At 50.1% G+C, this 14,799-nt stretch carries 11 protein-coding genes; 4 read left to right on the top strand and 7 right to left on the bottom strand.

All coding sequences use genetic code 11. From position 1 onward, the window contains the following. The first annotated feature begins 15 nt into the window (after nucleotides 1-15). Entirely contained in the window at nucleotides 16-1,518 is a 1,503-nt protein-coding gene (gene xrtA, locus FO268_RS10010) for an exosortase A (RefSeq protein WP_191966938.1), read from the top strand. Nucleotides 1,519-1,603: 85 nt separating this feature from the next. Here xrtA and FO268_RS10005 read toward each other — a convergent pair whose 3' ends face one another. Continuing rightward, a complete protein-coding gene (locus tag FO268_RS10005; protein WP_150992495.1) occupies nucleotides 1,604-2,278 on the bottom strand; it encodes a THxN family PEP-CTERM protein in 675 nt (224 codons plus the stop codon). A 258-nt stretch (nucleotides 2,279-2,536) separates the two neighbouring features. On the opposite strand from FO268_RS10005, the gene FO268_RS10000 reads away from it, so the two are divergent. Further along, a complete protein-coding gene (locus FO268_RS10000) occupies nucleotides 2,537-3,886 on the top strand; it encodes a glycosyltransferase (protein WP_191966937.1) in 1,350 nt (449 codons plus the stop codon). On the opposite strand, the gene FO268_RS09995 is transcribed toward FO268_RS10000, so the two are convergent. From FO268_RS09995 to FO268_RS09975, 5 genes are all read right to left on the bottom strand, one after another. Then, nucleotides 3,861-4,742 (bottom strand): polysaccharide pyruvyl transferase family protein, encoded by an 882-nt coding sequence (locus FO268_RS09995; RefSeq protein WP_150992491.1) that lies wholly within the window; start codon nucleotides 4,740-4,742, stop codon nucleotides 3,861-3,863. The genes FO268_RS10000 and FO268_RS09995 overlap by 26 nt on opposite strands. A 66-nt stretch (nucleotides 4,743-4,808) precedes the next feature. Next, nucleotides 4,809-6,353, bottom strand: a complete 1,545-nt coding sequence (locus FO268_RS09990) for a golvesin C-terminal-like domain-containing protein (protein ID WP_150992489.1) — start codon at nucleotides 6,351-6,353, stop codon at nucleotides 4,809-4,811. 97 nt (nucleotides 6,354-6,450) lie between these two features. Then, entirely contained in the window at nucleotides 6,451-7,092 is a 642-nt protein-coding gene (locus FO268_RS09985) for a PEP-CTERM sorting domain-containing protein (RefSeq protein ID WP_150992487.1), read from the bottom strand. A gap of 132 nt (nucleotides 7,093-7,224) precedes the next feature. Beyond that, nucleotides 7,225-8,388 carry a DegT/DnrJ/EryC1/StrS family aminotransferase gene (locus FO268_RS09980; protein ID WP_191966936.1) on the bottom strand — a complete coding sequence of 388 codons (1,164 nt, stop codon included), beginning with the start codon at nucleotides 8,386-8,388 and terminating at the stop codon, nucleotides 7,225-7,227. A gap of 5 nt (nucleotides 8,389-8,393) precedes the next feature. Beyond that, nucleotides 8,394-9,527 carry a glycosyltransferase family 2 protein gene (locus FO268_RS09975; RefSeq protein WP_150992483.1) on the bottom strand — a complete coding sequence of 378 codons (1,134 nt, stop codon included), beginning with the start codon at nucleotides 9,525-9,527 and terminating at the stop codon, nucleotides 8,394-8,396. A gap of 172 nt (nucleotides 9,528-9,699) precedes the next feature. Between FO268_RS09975 and FO268_RS09970 the strand changes: the two genes are divergently transcribed. Then, nucleotides 9,700-11,754 (top strand): acyltransferase family protein, encoded by a 2,055-nt coding sequence (locus tag FO268_RS09970; protein ID WP_150992481.1) that lies wholly within the window; start codon nucleotides 9,700-9,702, stop codon nucleotides 11,752-11,754. A gap of 231 nt (nucleotides 11,755-11,985) precedes the next feature. Next, entirely contained in the window at nucleotides 11,986-13,143 is a 1,158-nt protein-coding gene (locus FO268_RS09965) for a polysaccharide pyruvyl transferase family protein (RefSeq protein ID WP_150992479.1), read from the top strand. A gap of 235 nt (nucleotides 13,144-13,378) precedes the next feature. Here the strand turns inward: FO268_RS09965 and FO268_RS09960 are convergent, their stop codons facing one another. Then, on the bottom strand, nucleotides 13,379-14,707 hold the full coding sequence (locus FO268_RS09960; protein WP_150992477.1) for a phenylacetate--CoA ligase family protein: 1,329 nt from the start codon (nucleotides 14,705-14,707) through the stop codon (nucleotides 13,379-13,381). Between the last annotated feature and the right edge of the window lie 92 nt (nucleotides 14,708-14,799).

Raw genomic sequence — 14,799 nt, 5'->3', positions numbered from 1 at the left:
GATCGAGGTTTAACAATGCGGTATTTCTGGCTGGCCTCAATTCCGCTGCTGGCGGTGGGGCTCTGGGCTGAATGGCAGTCATTTTTTGATCTGTGGTACAACTCGATTATCTACCACCATGGGTTTCTGGTATTGGGTGGCGTGTTCTTTGTTCTCTACAAAAGGAAAAACTCCCTCGCGGCCCTGAGAATGAAAGGCTCGCCCCTGGGGCTATTTTTTCTGGCTGGCGCTATTGTGGGGCTGATCCTCTCCCAGGCGGCGGACATCAGAGTGTTCCGTCTGATGCTGGCGTTACTGATCATCCTCTTCTGGGGGTGGTCAATATGGGGAAAGGGATTTCTGGCCGTCGCAGGCGGGCCCATTCTACTGCTGGTTTTTGCGGTACCCATATGGGACGACTTCTCCCCCCTGCTCCAGCACATCACCGTTTTCTTTAACACAATCCTGCTGCAGGCATTTGATATCCCTGCCACCATCCACGAGTTCTATATTATCCTGGATGTCGGAACATTCCTTGTTGAAGATGGATGTAGCGGTGTGCGCTACCTGATGGTCGCGCTATTTCTCGCAGCTTTCTACGGCCAGCTTTATTACGGCTCGAAGACCCGCATTATTCTGCTTATTGTGATTGCCGGCCTGTTGTCCATGGTGGCGAACTGGATAAGAGTTTTCGGCATCATCGCCGCGGGGCATTACACCAACATGGAAACCTCTCTGGTAGAGGACCATGAACTCTTCGGATGGGTCATCTTCGTCATCATTACGCTGGTACCGCTTTTCTTTATCTCCACCTGGCTTGAGCAGCCTTCCTCGAATGCCGCTGACGAAAATGTCCATCCCCAGCCTGAAACTGAACAGGCGCATACAAGCTCGCTGTCCATCAAGTGGCCTCTGGTGGCTTCGCTGCTGCTCCTCGTGCCACCGCTGATACCGGCTGCCCTTGATGCCCGAACCGAACGCATGGCCAGCGCCTGGGAGCCAGACCTGCCTGTGCCTGAAGCCGGCTGGAGCGGCCCACTCAAGCACGCAGATTTCTGGCAGCCAGACTATTCAAAGCCAGACATTGATCTGGGCGGAGTGTATGTGTCGGATGATCTGGAACGGGTGCAAGTGCAAGTCACAGGGTATCGCCGGCAGGCGCAGGACAGGGAGCTGCTCGGGTATCGAAACCAGCTGTTCGACCGAAAGGAATGGAAGCTTGTTTCCAGGACCACTCGGGCCCGTAACGGCAACAATGATGCTAGCCCGGATGCCGTCAGTGAGACGGTTATCCAGAAAAATGCCGGCGGCTCTTACGTCATTTTATGGTCGTGGTATCAGATAGGTGGGCAACTCACCACGTCGAACATCGAAGTAAAAATCCAGGGAGCACTGAACAAGCTCAGGGGAGACGCCCGTGGCGCCCTATGGGCACTTGCTGGACGGTGTGAAAGCGTATCAAGTGAAGGCGAGACAAGCCCGGACTGCTCCGGGCAGAGAGCCACCTTCGAAAGGTTCCTGAACGGCGCACAACGGTGACATTTCATCCGGCCAATAAAAAACCGGCGCTCATTCGAGCTCCGGTTTTTTTGTTCAAGACCGCTACAATCGTTGTAGGCAGCCTTTATTGGGCTAGAGGCTTGCGGCGACGGGAAAGTCCGAGGCCGGCAAGACCCAGACCGAGCAGCGCAAGAGTGCCTGGCTCAGGAACCTTGGTAAATACACCTCTGAGCTGGGCCACGTTGTCGCCATGCTCCGGTGAGATCAGTTGCTCAAGGGTAGGACCGCCGTTTTGACTGAAGCCTCTCAAGTCAAGTGTGTACCAGGTTCCGTCAATGTCGAACGCTTCTGATGACATGAGGCTCTCGAAGGACACAATGTCGTCGCAGCAGTCGCTACCAGAGTTCCGTGTTTCTTCATGGAGGAACGTAAACGCCAGAGGCGTCGCATAGGGGTTTCCGTCCACGGAGATATCCATTGAGATGCTCAGCAGAACACTGTCGATACCTGAACCAGTATTAATCTGATAATTGAAATGGGTGAAAGTGCCCAGATCAAATTCTTCGTTGATATCTACATTAAATGCGGCGGGTGCAGATCCATCAAAACGGTAGCCGCTCTGTGTTGGCTGACCAATGCCCCAACGAACTTCCCGGCCTCCGTCACTGTAAACGGCGCTACCGCCTTCGGCGTCTGACCAGACACCAGATACGCTATCAACGGAAATCACGGGCATTGCAAAGGCAGGTATAGCTAATGAAGCAGCGAACACTCCTCCCAACATCGACATCTTATACATGGTAGATCCTTCTTCATTATGGTTACTGCGAAATACTCTGTCGCCTATAAGCCATATCCATGCCAATTATTTTTAATCTTTATTTTTCAAAGTGTTATTGATTATAAAAGCTTCAAATGCTTCGTCGTATGTAAAGTTTTTCGACACCATCTGTAAAGCAAGCGCAACAGTATGCGGATTTTAATTTGCGAAGTAGACTCCACTCAGGATAATTCGCGAAACAGCCAAATATTCGATAAACGAAAAGGACTTTCGAAAATGCGTATCACGTTTGTGGCCTTAATACCCGATGCCGGGCACGTCATCCCCCTACTACGCATTGCTTCCACACTGAAGTCGAAAGGTATTGAGTGCAACTTCATCCTGCCGGAGGAAGGCAAAAGCCTTCCGGCAACCCATGGGTTCGAGTATGACCTGCTACCTCCTGTGCTGCCGGCCAATGCCGACTTTCTTCTAAAAAAGATTTCCCATACCAGCCCGCTTTACAGAAAGCTCTTTTTCAATCGGTATTTTGAGTCCCACTATTTCCAGCCAATTCAATACAAAGGCTTTTCCTTTCTGCCCCAGGTCAAAGCGAACCTTCAACACCGCAAACCAGACCTGATCATTACAGACGAACACCTGTTAGGCGCCGCAATACATGACCTGGGTGTTCAACTGGACATCCCGGTCCTGATGCACCGTGCATCCGGGTCAAACCAGCAATGCCAGAACCCACAGCCATACGCTGACCAGCCATCAATTCTGGCCACTAAGACTATCCCCCTAATGGCAAAAATTATTGGAAAGCTCTCGGAGGCAGCCCAATCAACGCTGAACAATAAGGCGCACAGCTCGATAAAAGAAATGAAGGTCGAGGTAAACCGAAACTGGGATGAGATCATCGAAAGAGCAAAACTGTCGGGTAGGCCCAAACAGATCTTTACAACGGGCATGGCCACGATTGAGTGCCGTCACCTTCAGCCCAGAATTACTGTCTGCAGGGACGCTCAGGCATTTGGCCCACTTCCTCCCCTTCTTGCCGGCGACATATCCAGGGAAGACGGGGCCTGGCTCGAAACACAGCCCAAGAAACCCGTCATTCTGGTGAGCCTTGGCTCTATGGTAACCATTACCGACAAGCTCTCCCATTGTTTGATCATGGGAGCGAAACTAAATAATTGCAGAATTCTCTGGGTTTCCCGGACTGATCCTGTACCCGAAAATTTCAGGGATGACCCTGATATTCGCTGGATTTCCTGGGGGCCCCAACCAACGCTATTAGCAGACCCTCGCGTACGTGGGTTTGTATCTCATGCAGGGTCCGGCGCAGTGCAGGAGGCGTTCTGGTTCGCAAAACCAATGCTGTGTATCCCGCAAATATGGGACCAGCCATACAATGCCTGGGTTGTCGAAAGTCTGGGCGCAGGCAGAGTTATCAATAAAGATCGATTCTCTGTTGAGCAAGTATCCGGATACCTCCGGGACATCCTCCACGATAACTCGATAAAAGAGTCAATGGATCGCTACTCCCGGGAAATCCGGGAGCAGGATAGCGGCATTAAGGTTTGCGAGTATATTCTGGCGGCAGCCACCTCCCGGACTATAAGCGGGAATAGGTCCTGTTGATCTCACTCACGACGTCCAGGAGCGCCTGTATTTTTGACTCCATCACATGTGGCTGGCTAAGCAAAGGTTCCTGCGTCGCGATAACCCGTCTGATGTTACGTTTGAGGACCTGCCCCTTACCGCGTTTATACAATCGCTGGACAATGGACGTCGGCTGATTCCCTTCCCTGCTATCCCAGCATCGGGGCGACAGAGAGTGAACCACGCCTCCATTCAGTTCCATCGAGTCCATCCAGTCGCGCCATTTAAACTCATGGAACTCATGTAGGCTCACGGGAATCCAGGGAACCCGCATCGCATCAGCAAGAATCGCCCCGTGCATTGCTTCCGTCACGATATACGGTGCACTTGCCACGGTGTGGATAAACTCATCCGCATTGCAACTCGGGGTCAGGTAATCCATATCCAGCTTGTCGGCAGTTGCCGCAAGCAGTCGCCCTGTTGAAAGGTGAGAGTTAACATGCGGTATAAACACAGCCCTGGAACGCTTTATCGTGGGCTTACTATAAATCTCTGAAAGCAAGATGGCGCCATCAGCTATAGCTTTGTCCAATCCAACGCCAAGCGCCCTGGCCGAGCCAGGCCCCCGGACACAGGCAACATCCCAGGTTTCATCAAGTTTTGTATGAAATTGTCCATACCCCACACCAGAACTGAAAATCACCTTTCTGGCATAGTGATCGTTATTTCTTATGTTTTTATCGTTCAGTATTGTCCCGATGCCGAACAACGCAATGTCATCAGACGACAGAATGTCTTTGCTGATAAACCTGCTCATCAGAGCAGGATTTATGTCGTCACCGAAATTCCTGACACCCGTTCTTTCCATGAATTTGTCAAAGTAAACCAAGGCCACGTACGTCGCTCCTTAACGCTTTTTACCGGGAATCCGCAGCCTCGTTCTAACACAGGACAGCTCCCACTATTCAATTACAGTTACTTCAGGGTCCGTATATTCACTCGCAACCCCCTCCGTGTCCACAGCTCTTATCTGGAACTGCCATGCACCGGCCGGGAGATCACTCACAACATAGGACCGCGTCTGATCAGACTCTATTCTGATCGGCTCCACAACTTTCGTCACCGGTTCCAGTTTGATGGCATCTGCAATTACGTAGCCATCAGCATCGTTCGCCAGTACAACGATCACCTCGCTGGAGCCGGGAATAAACGACCCCAGATTCCGCCATGTACCGCCGCCCGAGGTCTGATCTACAGTGAACTGATTTTCAACAAGTGCACCGTCCACTGTTTGGTACTGAACATGGTAAGTCGCATTTGTTGCACGGTTCCTGTACGACGTCCAGTTAGCTGACAAACGATACTCCGCCCCCGGCGAAAGGTCATTAACCGACCAGCTTGCAAAGCTATCTCCTGTTCCTGCGGGCATTGCCACATAATCCTGGCCCACATACCCTTCCGTGGCCGTCGAAGTGCCCGCATCAGGCCCGTAAACCACGAAGCCGGACGATTCGTTATCGGAAACGATTCCGGGGTCACTGTCATCCACTGCCTGGGCATATTTCAGTTCGTAATAATCAATCTCTTCCGGGGAGAGTTCACTGCCATCAGTTCGTGACAGGGGTGCCTCCCAGGTAAGCAACACCGTATCCGGCGCCAATACACTTGAGGCATCCTTGGGGTCTGTACCTGCCAGATATTCCTCGTAGTTCGTGTACCCATCACCATCTGCATCGAGATCACCGTCGGCTACTGTCGGATCCAAACCCGCGTCGTTCTCGTAGCCGTCAGGAATGCCGTCACCATCAGTGTCGGAGTTAAACGGATCCGTCATCCCCAACGATTCCTGTAGATTCGTCAAACCATCGCCATCAGGGTCCCGCTCGGCATCCACAGCATTGGTAGGGTCAAGGCCGTTCTCAAGCTCCCAGGCATCGAGCATGCCATCGTTATCGGCATCCACAGAGGGTGTTTCGGCAGCTTCTTTAAAAAGAATGGCATCCGCTATGACATAGCCATCAGTATCGTTGGAGACAGTAACGCGACTGGTAAGCGATGACATGCGGAAGGTCCCGAGTTTGAACCACTCCCCTCCAAAGTCCCTCTGGTCAACCTCAACCGTTGTGGTGGTCAAAAAGTCCTGACTATCAAGGTGATGCACAACATATTTAACATTGGAACCACGGTTGCTGTGAGCCGTCCACCTGGCATACACATCAAGCCGCTTAACGATATTCAGGTTCCAGGTCGCAGTCTTCTCACCGGTACCCGCTTCACCAGCAAAGTAGTTTTCTCCGATGTAACCGCTTGAGACCGATGACTCCTTCCATTCACCATCGGTGTAAAAACCAGGGTTGGTATTATCGATAATGTACTCGGTTTCAATGCCGGCTGCTGGCGCTGGTAGCTCGTCTACATCAATTTTGGGTTTGAAACTACTACAGCCGGTTACCACGCTTCCTGAAGCCACTGCCAATACCAGTAACTGTGTCCTTTTCATCATCATCCCTCCCTTGGTGTGCATAACAACTATAGGAAGGATGGCACAGATTCAGACTTACACAGGCCGGGCGATAGTACGTTTAGCAATATAACGGCAGTGGTTATCGCTGATGACGTTGGCGACGTTTGATCAGGAAAAAACCAAGGCCAAGCGCTGAAAGCACCAATGTGCCTGGCTCCGGCACCTTCAAAATACGGGTGATCGATCCGTAAAGATCTTGTTCGGAACCGGTCGAGCTGCCATCAAGCTGGTTAAAGAACCAGAAATGAAAGCCCCCCGACCGAAACTGATCCAGATTGAGCTCACCGGTATCCCGGACTAACTGCTTTTCCTCCGGTATTGGGACTGTCCCGGTTTCCTCCATACCCAACAACGTAAGGTATATATCGTAGGGGGTAACCACAGATCCGTTCCCTTCAGGGGCCGCCAGCGGGGAGAGGCTGCCGGTTGTGTAAAAGCGCTCCGGCGACCAGTCACCCCAATGGTAATAGCCATTACTCTCTTGCTCGAAAATAGTCCAACCGCCTATAACACCATCAAAGGAAATCAGGTGCTCTCCGGCGTCATTCTTGCCAATATCCAGCCGGATAAGAAATTCATCCCCGATATCAACATTTGCCAGGGCGTTCGCCGCAGCGGCCTCACCCGTAACCGTTCCATACAGATCGTAGGAATAATAAGGTTTCGCGTTGACACCACACGCGAAAGAAAGCAAAACGCCAAAGAAGATTATCTGTTTCATACAGCACACCCCTATCCTTAGGTACCAAAAGGCCAGACTGACCGGTGAAAACCTCTTCCTGAAGTCGATACAGCGCTATAAAAGACTAAAACAGCGGGAAGGACTGACTGGCCCCTGAACAGCCAGCATGCGTCATTTTTTATGTTGGGCGGTAACCTTGTCAAGCGTTGCTGCGATTATTGCCAGGTCCTTCTCAGAAACATCTTCATGGCTTGGCAGGGTGACCAATCTGGCAGCGAAGAACTCTGCGTTCGGATAGCCTTCGCGCAAACCGTCCAGGCAAGCAGATACACCTGCTATGTCAGGCAATTTATACCCGTAAAAGGCATTGGCACCGATACCTTTGGCAGTTAATGCGTCAATCGCTTTATCCCTGCTTTCCCTGTCGAGCGCCAGCAACCCATACCGTAGCGTCACCCCACCTACACGGTCGCCCTCTGCAGCCTCATTGCCCATAAACAGCTTCCAACCACGAGCCTCAAGAAAGCCCAACTGCCTGGCGTACTCCAATACAACGTTGGGCCTCTGTTCCGCAGCACGAATACCTGCACCCAGAAGCCCACCAGGCAAAGTTACCCGTTTTATGCTGACCAAAGGTTTGTAAACCGTAGCACCCAGCCCAAGAAACGGAACCCGCCTCAGCAGGCCATAGCCAAGTCGCCCCAGAAGAAAGTTGAAAATGCATCTCCGGGCATGCCACTTCCAGTCAATGCTCACCGGCTCCACCGGTAGCGTGAGCAATCTTTCTGCTGCGCCGGTACGATGATCCTCCCGCACCAGTAAGGCGCCACCCCCCATCAGATTGATGGGCTTACCACGACCAAAACTCAGCACCGCGCAATCCGCATTCGGTTCGCGGGCACAGTCCGGGGGGAAACATTGTGCAGAATCCTCAATAAGCCAGATATTACGATCCCGGCACAGGCTCGCCAGCGCATCCAGCTGCTCTGGCACACCCAGAAAGCCCGCAGCAATGATCGCAACGGTCGCGTCAGAAAAGGCCGCGGATACTTGTTCAGTGTCCATAAAAGGCCGGCCAGGCATTAAATCCACCAGCACCGGCCTCGCTCCCTGCGCCACAACGGCAGCAACGAGATCCGGGCACCCATAGGCGGGCAGGATGACTTCTGGTGCTGAGTTTGTCAGGCCGGACCGCCCGATTGCCAACAACACCGCTGCAGACAGCGCCTGAGTGCCAGAGCCCATGTGCCAGGTGTCGTAGTTCTTCTCCCAGGGCAGGCACGATGCTGTGCCCAAAGCCGGTGCGGGGACACGGCTTCCAACAGGTCTCAACATGCCAATCATCGTTTGGAGGGTGTCCAGACTGTCATTCGCCGGCCGGACAGAAAATCGATCGTGGCACGGGCAATAGCCAGGTTAACCTGAACAAAGAAATAGGGAATCTTGAAGACCGTACGCTCTCGAAGCTCGGGTTTGAAATGACCGGTTATTACAATACCGTAAAACACCAGCTGAGCCAGGAGTGCAAGAAAGTAGACAGCTCCCTTGCCAGCCAACAATAGAGAAGAAACGAATAGTAAGATCTGAAACCACGGCACTGCCCAGCGCATCAGTTTGTGCCCGAATACCTGGAATGCAAACATACCGAATCGAAATGGATTGAGCACCTCTGGGTGCCGGCTCAGCGCTGTCAGTCCTCTTATTATGGTTCTTACCTTACGCTGGTACTCTTTCGATGCATCCGCCACATCCTGATAGAAACCCAATACATCGGGCGCTGTCACAGCCACTAGCCCTTGGCGAGCACTACTAAGGGCAGTATTGAAGTCACTAGGTGAGTAAATATCCCATTCATCACATACTGACCTCCTGGCTGCAAAAAAAGATCCGCTTAGCCCCACGAGCCCTGCCCTGTCGGACTCCAGCCCTCGCAGCCACATTTCGTAGCGAACATAAGCACCCTCTCCCACCACGCCACCATCGCGGCTGGTGAAGCGGTCTTCACTAGAGACCGCCCCCACGGAAGGGTCGTCAAAATAGCGCACCATCCGCCCTATCGCATCTTCAGGAATCGACGTCGCGACATCCGAAAATATCAGAATATCGCCGGTGGCTCTTCTAATGGCGTGCAATTGCGCGTGTTCTTTGCCTTTTCTCTCCTCGGCACGGGCGAGCTTAACGCCCCGGCCCTGGTACTCCAGTACAATCTGGTCTGTACCATCACTTGACGCATCAGAGGCAACGATGATTTCCAGGTTCGGATAGTCCAGACCCAGACAGTTCTCGATTTTTTCGCGAATACGGTGGGCTTCATTATGCGCCGTAACAATCAGGGAGACCGCTTGTTGATTGCCCGCCGGCGCATGCGCTGATCCGGATCCTGGACGGCGGGGCATAAAACGGAGAATTAACGGATAAACAAAGTAGCTGAAAAGTGCGCCAACAGCTGAAAACCAGAACAGAAAAACCAACATCGCTCCCAATCCCTGTGAACCTTTGTGGATGACATCTCTGCACCATAATGGCAGAATCGTTATGACGCTCAATTATACATGTAGGAAATAAAGCCGTTAAACGAAAGCAATAGAGTCCCGCAATGAGTTTCTCCATTGCAAATTACTATTAAATAATGATGGAAAATCAGGGATGACAGCTATCAGAACGGATACCCGCCGAAGGAACGATATCCAAGGCCTGAGAGCTGTTGGTGCCCTGCTGGTTGCAATATACCACATCTGGATAGGAAGGGTTTCAGGTGGCGTAGACGTATTTTTTATCGTTTCAGGCTTCCTTCTCATAGGCTCCCTCAGCCGCGAATTAGAGTCTTCCCAGCACGTCGACCTATTATCATTTCTAAATCGGCTTGCCCGACGGCTCCTCCCCGCCGCCTTTTTCGTCATCATTGCAATACTGGCAACCGGTTGGCTCTGGCTCCCAAAAATCCAGTGGGACCGGACGATAGAACATCTGGCGGCCAGTACCCTTTACATTGAAAACTGGTTACTCGCTTTTAACTCGGTTGACTACCTCGCAAGGGAAACCACTGGCTCACCAGTTCAACATTATTGGGCCATGTCCGCACAAGTACAATCATTGGCACTGGTAGCGATTCTACTGACAACTCTAGGCTGGGTGATGCGACTGACCGGAAAAACCGTAACACAACACCGGCTTCTCTCGTTTTTAAGTTTTCTATTTTTTACATCTTTTATCTATTCCGTAGTAACTACGGCAAATAATCAAGCATTCGCTTATTTCGACACCTTTGCCCGAGTCTGGGAGTTTATTGCTGGGGGCCTCGTCGCACTTTTGCTACCGAAATTCACCTTGGGAAATTACTCGAGATTGGTTCTTGGGTGGCTCGGACTTATCGCAATAATTTTATGCGGTATTATCATTGATGTCTCAACGTTATTTCCCGGCTATGTAGCGCTTTGGCCAATGTCAGCCGCTACGATGATACTGGCGGCAGGATATGGACCATCCGTGTCATTTGGGGTGGAGCATATACTTGGGAGCAAGCCTCTGGTATGGCTGGGTAATATCTCTTACTCGTTTTACCTTTGGCACTGGCCTATATTAGTGGGGTACCTGACACTGTCCTACAAAAACAGTGTGTCGCTTGAGGCAGGGTTTTCTATACTGCTGGTCTCCATTGGTCTCGCTTACCTTTCCGAACGTTACATAGAACGTCCATTCCAGGCAACCCAGAAGATCAACCAGTTCCGGACTGTCTTCGGGAGCATATTGTCAGTTGGCCTGATAAGTTTAGTGCTTCTAACGTGGAATACCTATAAAAACCATTTAATAGACCAAGAATTTGCCCTCGCATACGCTTCCAATACTTATACAGGTAGTGCGGCACTCAACACCGTTGAGTACGATTCTGGTGACTCTCCTATATACCCTGGCCTCCTTACCGCCTCCCAAGACCGAGGACTGCTCTATCGGAGAGGATGCATTCAAACTATGTCTGGGACAGAAATCAAAAGTTGCACCTTTGGCCCGGAAAACGCCAAATTTGAAATGGCTCTGGTTGGGGGCTCCCATAGTGCCCAATGGGTCCCCGCATTTCTAATTTTATTGAAGAAAATTCCAGACTGGAAATTAACAGTCTATACCAAGTCTGTGTGCCCTTTTAGTACAGAGCCACTCACAAATATAAAAGAATACAGAGACTCCTGTCGGGAATGGAATGCAAGCCTTCTCAGGCGACTTATCGAGTCTCCCCCTGACGTAGTAATCACCCTGGCTACCAGAACAACATACCCACAAAGTACAGAAAGAGAGCACGTCCCGCAGGGCTATAGGAATCAATGGCTAGCTCTGCTTCAAAAAGGAATTAACGTGATTGCTTTGCGCGACACACCGCGATTTGGCTTTGATGTACCACTATGTGTCGATGTTAACGGGCGCAACTCAATAGACTGCATGATCGAACGCGAAAAACTTTTACAAAATTCAAACCCCGCAATGGTGCTGGAAGAAGCCGAGGAACTTAATATAGTAGATCTAAGCAACTCGTTCTGCACAAAAAAAACCTGTCCACCAGTCGTCGGAAATCTACTAGTGTACCGTGATAAAGGGCATTTATCCGCAGCCTATATGAAGTCGGTGGCTAGCAGATTGGGAGAAGAATTTATACCCAGGTTAATGCAGATAAGAGATTTAAACAGGTTAGGCTCGACACCTTTAAACTAAGATAGAGGATCTTTCTGACCTGCCCCTAGCCGTTAATATGGCTGATTGCACGTAACCAACTATTTGGAAAAAACGGTCAGTACGAATAATTGCATAAAGCTTTCCCGCGTTAACATTGCATAACTGCGATTCAAGGTTTCACGCTGGGATGCTAGGGATTAAATCCAACAAAACTTAAAATTAGTCACACTTTTACCTTAACCGTGTTGTAAAATTTGGGGCCCGCGATTTATGAATTATAAACCTAAAGTAGCAGTTATCTGCGCGTACAATGATAGCAATCTCGGCATGTACAGCGTCGATCTGGCTGCCAGAGAATTCTTTTCGGAGCTTGCCTGCGAATTTGACCTTTTTGTCGCCCAAACATCCAGAGTCCGAGGTGCACGCTTTCTAGAATTTCTCGGCCCGAAAATCCTCCTGAAGAAATTCAAAAACTATGGCGCGCTTCGCTATCGTTTGCTCCGAAATACCAACCAATTAAGCGATTACACGCATCTCGTCTACTGGGGAGACTTTATAAGCAACCCCGTGTATGGAAAGCATAATTTCTCCGAACTCGAAGTCCGAAAAGCACATTCAGTTGACAAGCGATTGGCATTTCAGTTTTGGCGCTATCTTTTCGCGCTTAGCGAAGGTAAGCCAACCCCAAAAGTGCTATCCATTGGAAACAACCTGCAGAACAGCTTTCAAGAACTTGGTGGTGAGCTTCAGAGTATCATTGAGGGCTTCCGTGCCAACTTTGATCTATTTCTACCGCGAGACCCCTGTTCCGTGAAAAACATGGCCGACAATTTAGGGTCAGGCGCTTTCGCCTGCCGCCTTGACCAGGGCATGGATTGTGCGTTTCTTCTCAATACACCAGAAGCATCCAAAGAGCGCACCCAAACCTTCTGCTATCACTTTGGGCGGTCAGGTTTCCAAGAAACATCGGACGCGGTGATTAAACTAGAGAAAAAAACCGGTTTGAAGGGAGTTCCCCTAACTAATTGGTTAAACACAGATCCGACTCACGCAAGAATCGTCTTCCCAAGACTGCGTCGTCAAATTGCAGAAGCCAGATTTGTATTCACCGACACCTATCATATTTGTGTAAACTCGATGAACTTGAATACTCCCGTTTTTGGCGTTGGCAGGCACTCTTCGCAACAAAAGGGAACCCTTGGAGATTTCAAAAAGAAAGTTTTGTTTGAAATGGTCGGTTTGTCCGATTTCTACAAAGATGCTGATTCAGAAACTGACAAACAATTTTTGGAAAATATGGTCAACTACATAACCAGAAACCCAATTATCCAGATAGACGATACTCGAGTTAATGGCACGTTCGCCAAGCTCAATGACCAAGCGGGATCATTTAAAGAAAAACTAAAAAGTGAAATTCTCAACTTCTAACCGGCCCGGACAAGGCTTAGACTTTGTCTTTGCAACGGGGGCAGACCAGCGCCGGGAATATCGGCGCTTTGCTCTTCCATAAAGCATTTCCCAATGCGCCAAGCGCCCATGATCGACGCCTCGGTGCCGGTTGCCGGTGTCACGCATTGAATGCCGCTGTACAGGTACTGCTCGTTGTTTGCGTGCTCAAACGCCAGCATCCAGGCACGGCCTGCCAACCTTCCCAAGAACTATTTTAGAGTTCACATTTCACCAGGCGTAGCTTCCCAGACTTCTCTCTGTATATCTCATCCACAATATCAATGTTGTAATTTATGTCACTGGATATATCTCTTCTTAAGTCGTTAACCAGCATTTTATGTATGTCATGAGACCAGTTTTTATTGGGGATAATTCTGACGAGAACTTGATCCAAGGACTCCTGGACTACCTGGAACTGTTCAAAGGCATTGGTTTTAGACTGAATGCCTTCAAAAACATAGATAACGGCTTCTGGGTGGATGCGGCTTCCTGATGGCATCTGGAGTACGTCATAAGCCCGCCCATGAATAGATTCCAGAAGAGGAAACCCTCTCCCACAATTGCAGCGCTTATCCGAGAGCGTGGCATAGTCGCCCAGCCGATATCGAATCACAGGTGTGGAAAAATTATAGAAATCCGTAACTATAATCTCACCGCCGCCGGAACCATCCTTTTCAACCTCAAGTAGCACGTTATCAGACATTACGTGCATCCCTCCATGCTCACATTCATGCGCTATAGAACCAACTTCACCACAGCCATACTCATTAAAAACAGAAACGCCGAAAGCCTCAGAGATAACCTGTCTGGATTTCTCCGTAAGAATTTCAGAGGTAGTAATAACAGATTTAACTGAGGGTATCGGTGATAACTGGTTATCTAAAATATGGCGTGCAAAGATCTCTATAACACTAACATACCCATATATAAATCCGGGTTTGAATGATAGCGCCTCTTGGTGATACCGATTCAGTGATTCGGACGTCAGATCAAAAGCGGAAACCCGCTTCCTGTTCGCAATCAAATCGGTAATAAAAGCCTTTGCTTTACCTGCGGTAGAATGAGGCACCCCCCAGAATCTTAGTTGAGGATCGCCTATGCAGAGCCCCGCCCATTCGTAAGCTCGAGCTGTAGCGCAACGTTCACGAGCAAGAGCCATAGGGTTTTTATAGAGTTTGACGGGTTGTCCGGTGGAACCTCCGGTCGTCTTACTCGACCGGAAAAAGCGCCCATGGTCGACAGACATTTCGCCAAGGCTGTTTATCAGATCACGTTTAGAAATCGTTGGAATATTCTGTAGATCATCAAGACTTTTTACAGATTGCGGCTCAACACCAGCATCATCATACAGCTTGCGGTAAAAATCAGAATTTTTATACGCATATGACAGGATATTCTTGAGCCGGGAAAGCTGGAGGTCAGCTAGCTCCTCCTTTCCGACCCACTGATTACGCCTGTATTCATTCATCAGAAACGCAATCGGCTCTCCTTTTGCCATTGTCGCCGGGTAATAAAATAGAAACTTGGACACATTCTTATGCACGCGACTATCCTTCCTTGTGCTTCACTTCCGGATGACTTTCGAGCCAGTGACTGGCAGAATCTCTGTGCCAGCAAACTATACATGGACGATTA

The organism is Marinobacter denitrificans, assembly GCF_008795955.1.
Classification (GTDB): Bacteria; Pseudomonadota; Gammaproteobacteria; order Pseudomonadales; family Oleiphilaceae; genus Marinobacter; species Marinobacter denitrificans.
This window is presented reverse-complemented; position numbering and strand designations above follow the sequence as displayed.

What these genes read in the sequence shown, in the direction of transcription:
- FO268_RS09970 (WP_150992481.1), top strand. Translation starts at nt 9,700, where the DNA reads ATGACAGCTATCAGAACGGATACCCGCCGAAGGAACGATATCCAAGGC.
- FO268_RS09980 (WP_191966936.1), bottom strand. Translation starts at nt 8,388, where the DNA reads ATGTTGAGACCTGTTGGAAGCCGTGTCCCCGCACCGGCTTTGGGCACA.
- FO268_RS09990 (WP_150992489.1), bottom strand. Translation starts at nt 6,353, where the DNA reads ATGATGATGAAAAGGACACAGTTACTGGTATTGGCAGTGGCTTCAGGA.
- FO268_RS09975 (WP_150992483.1), bottom strand. Translation starts at nt 9,527, where the DNA reads ATGTTGGTTTTTCTGTTCTGGTTTTCAGCTGTTGGCGCACTTTTCAGC.
- FO268_RS09985 (WP_150992487.1), bottom strand. Translation starts at nt 7,092, where the DNA reads ATGAAACAGATAATCTTCTTTGGCGTTTTGCTTTCTTTCGCGTGTGGT.
- FO268_RS10005 (WP_150992495.1), bottom strand. Translation starts at nt 2,278, where the DNA reads ATGTATAAGATGTCGATGTTGGGAGGAGTGTTCGCTGCTTCATTAGCT.
- FO268_RS10000 (WP_191966937.1), top strand. Translation starts at nt 2,537, where the DNA reads ATGCGTATCACGTTTGTGGCCTTAATACCCGATGCCGGGCACGTCATC.
- FO268_RS09965 (WP_150992479.1), top strand. Translation starts at nt 11,986, where the DNA reads ATGAATTATAAACCTAAAGTAGCAGTTATCTGCGCGTACAATGATAGC.
- xrtA (WP_191966938.1), top strand. Translation starts at nt 16, where the DNA reads ATGCGGTATTTCTGGCTGGCCTCAATTCCGCTGCTGGCGGTGGGGCTC.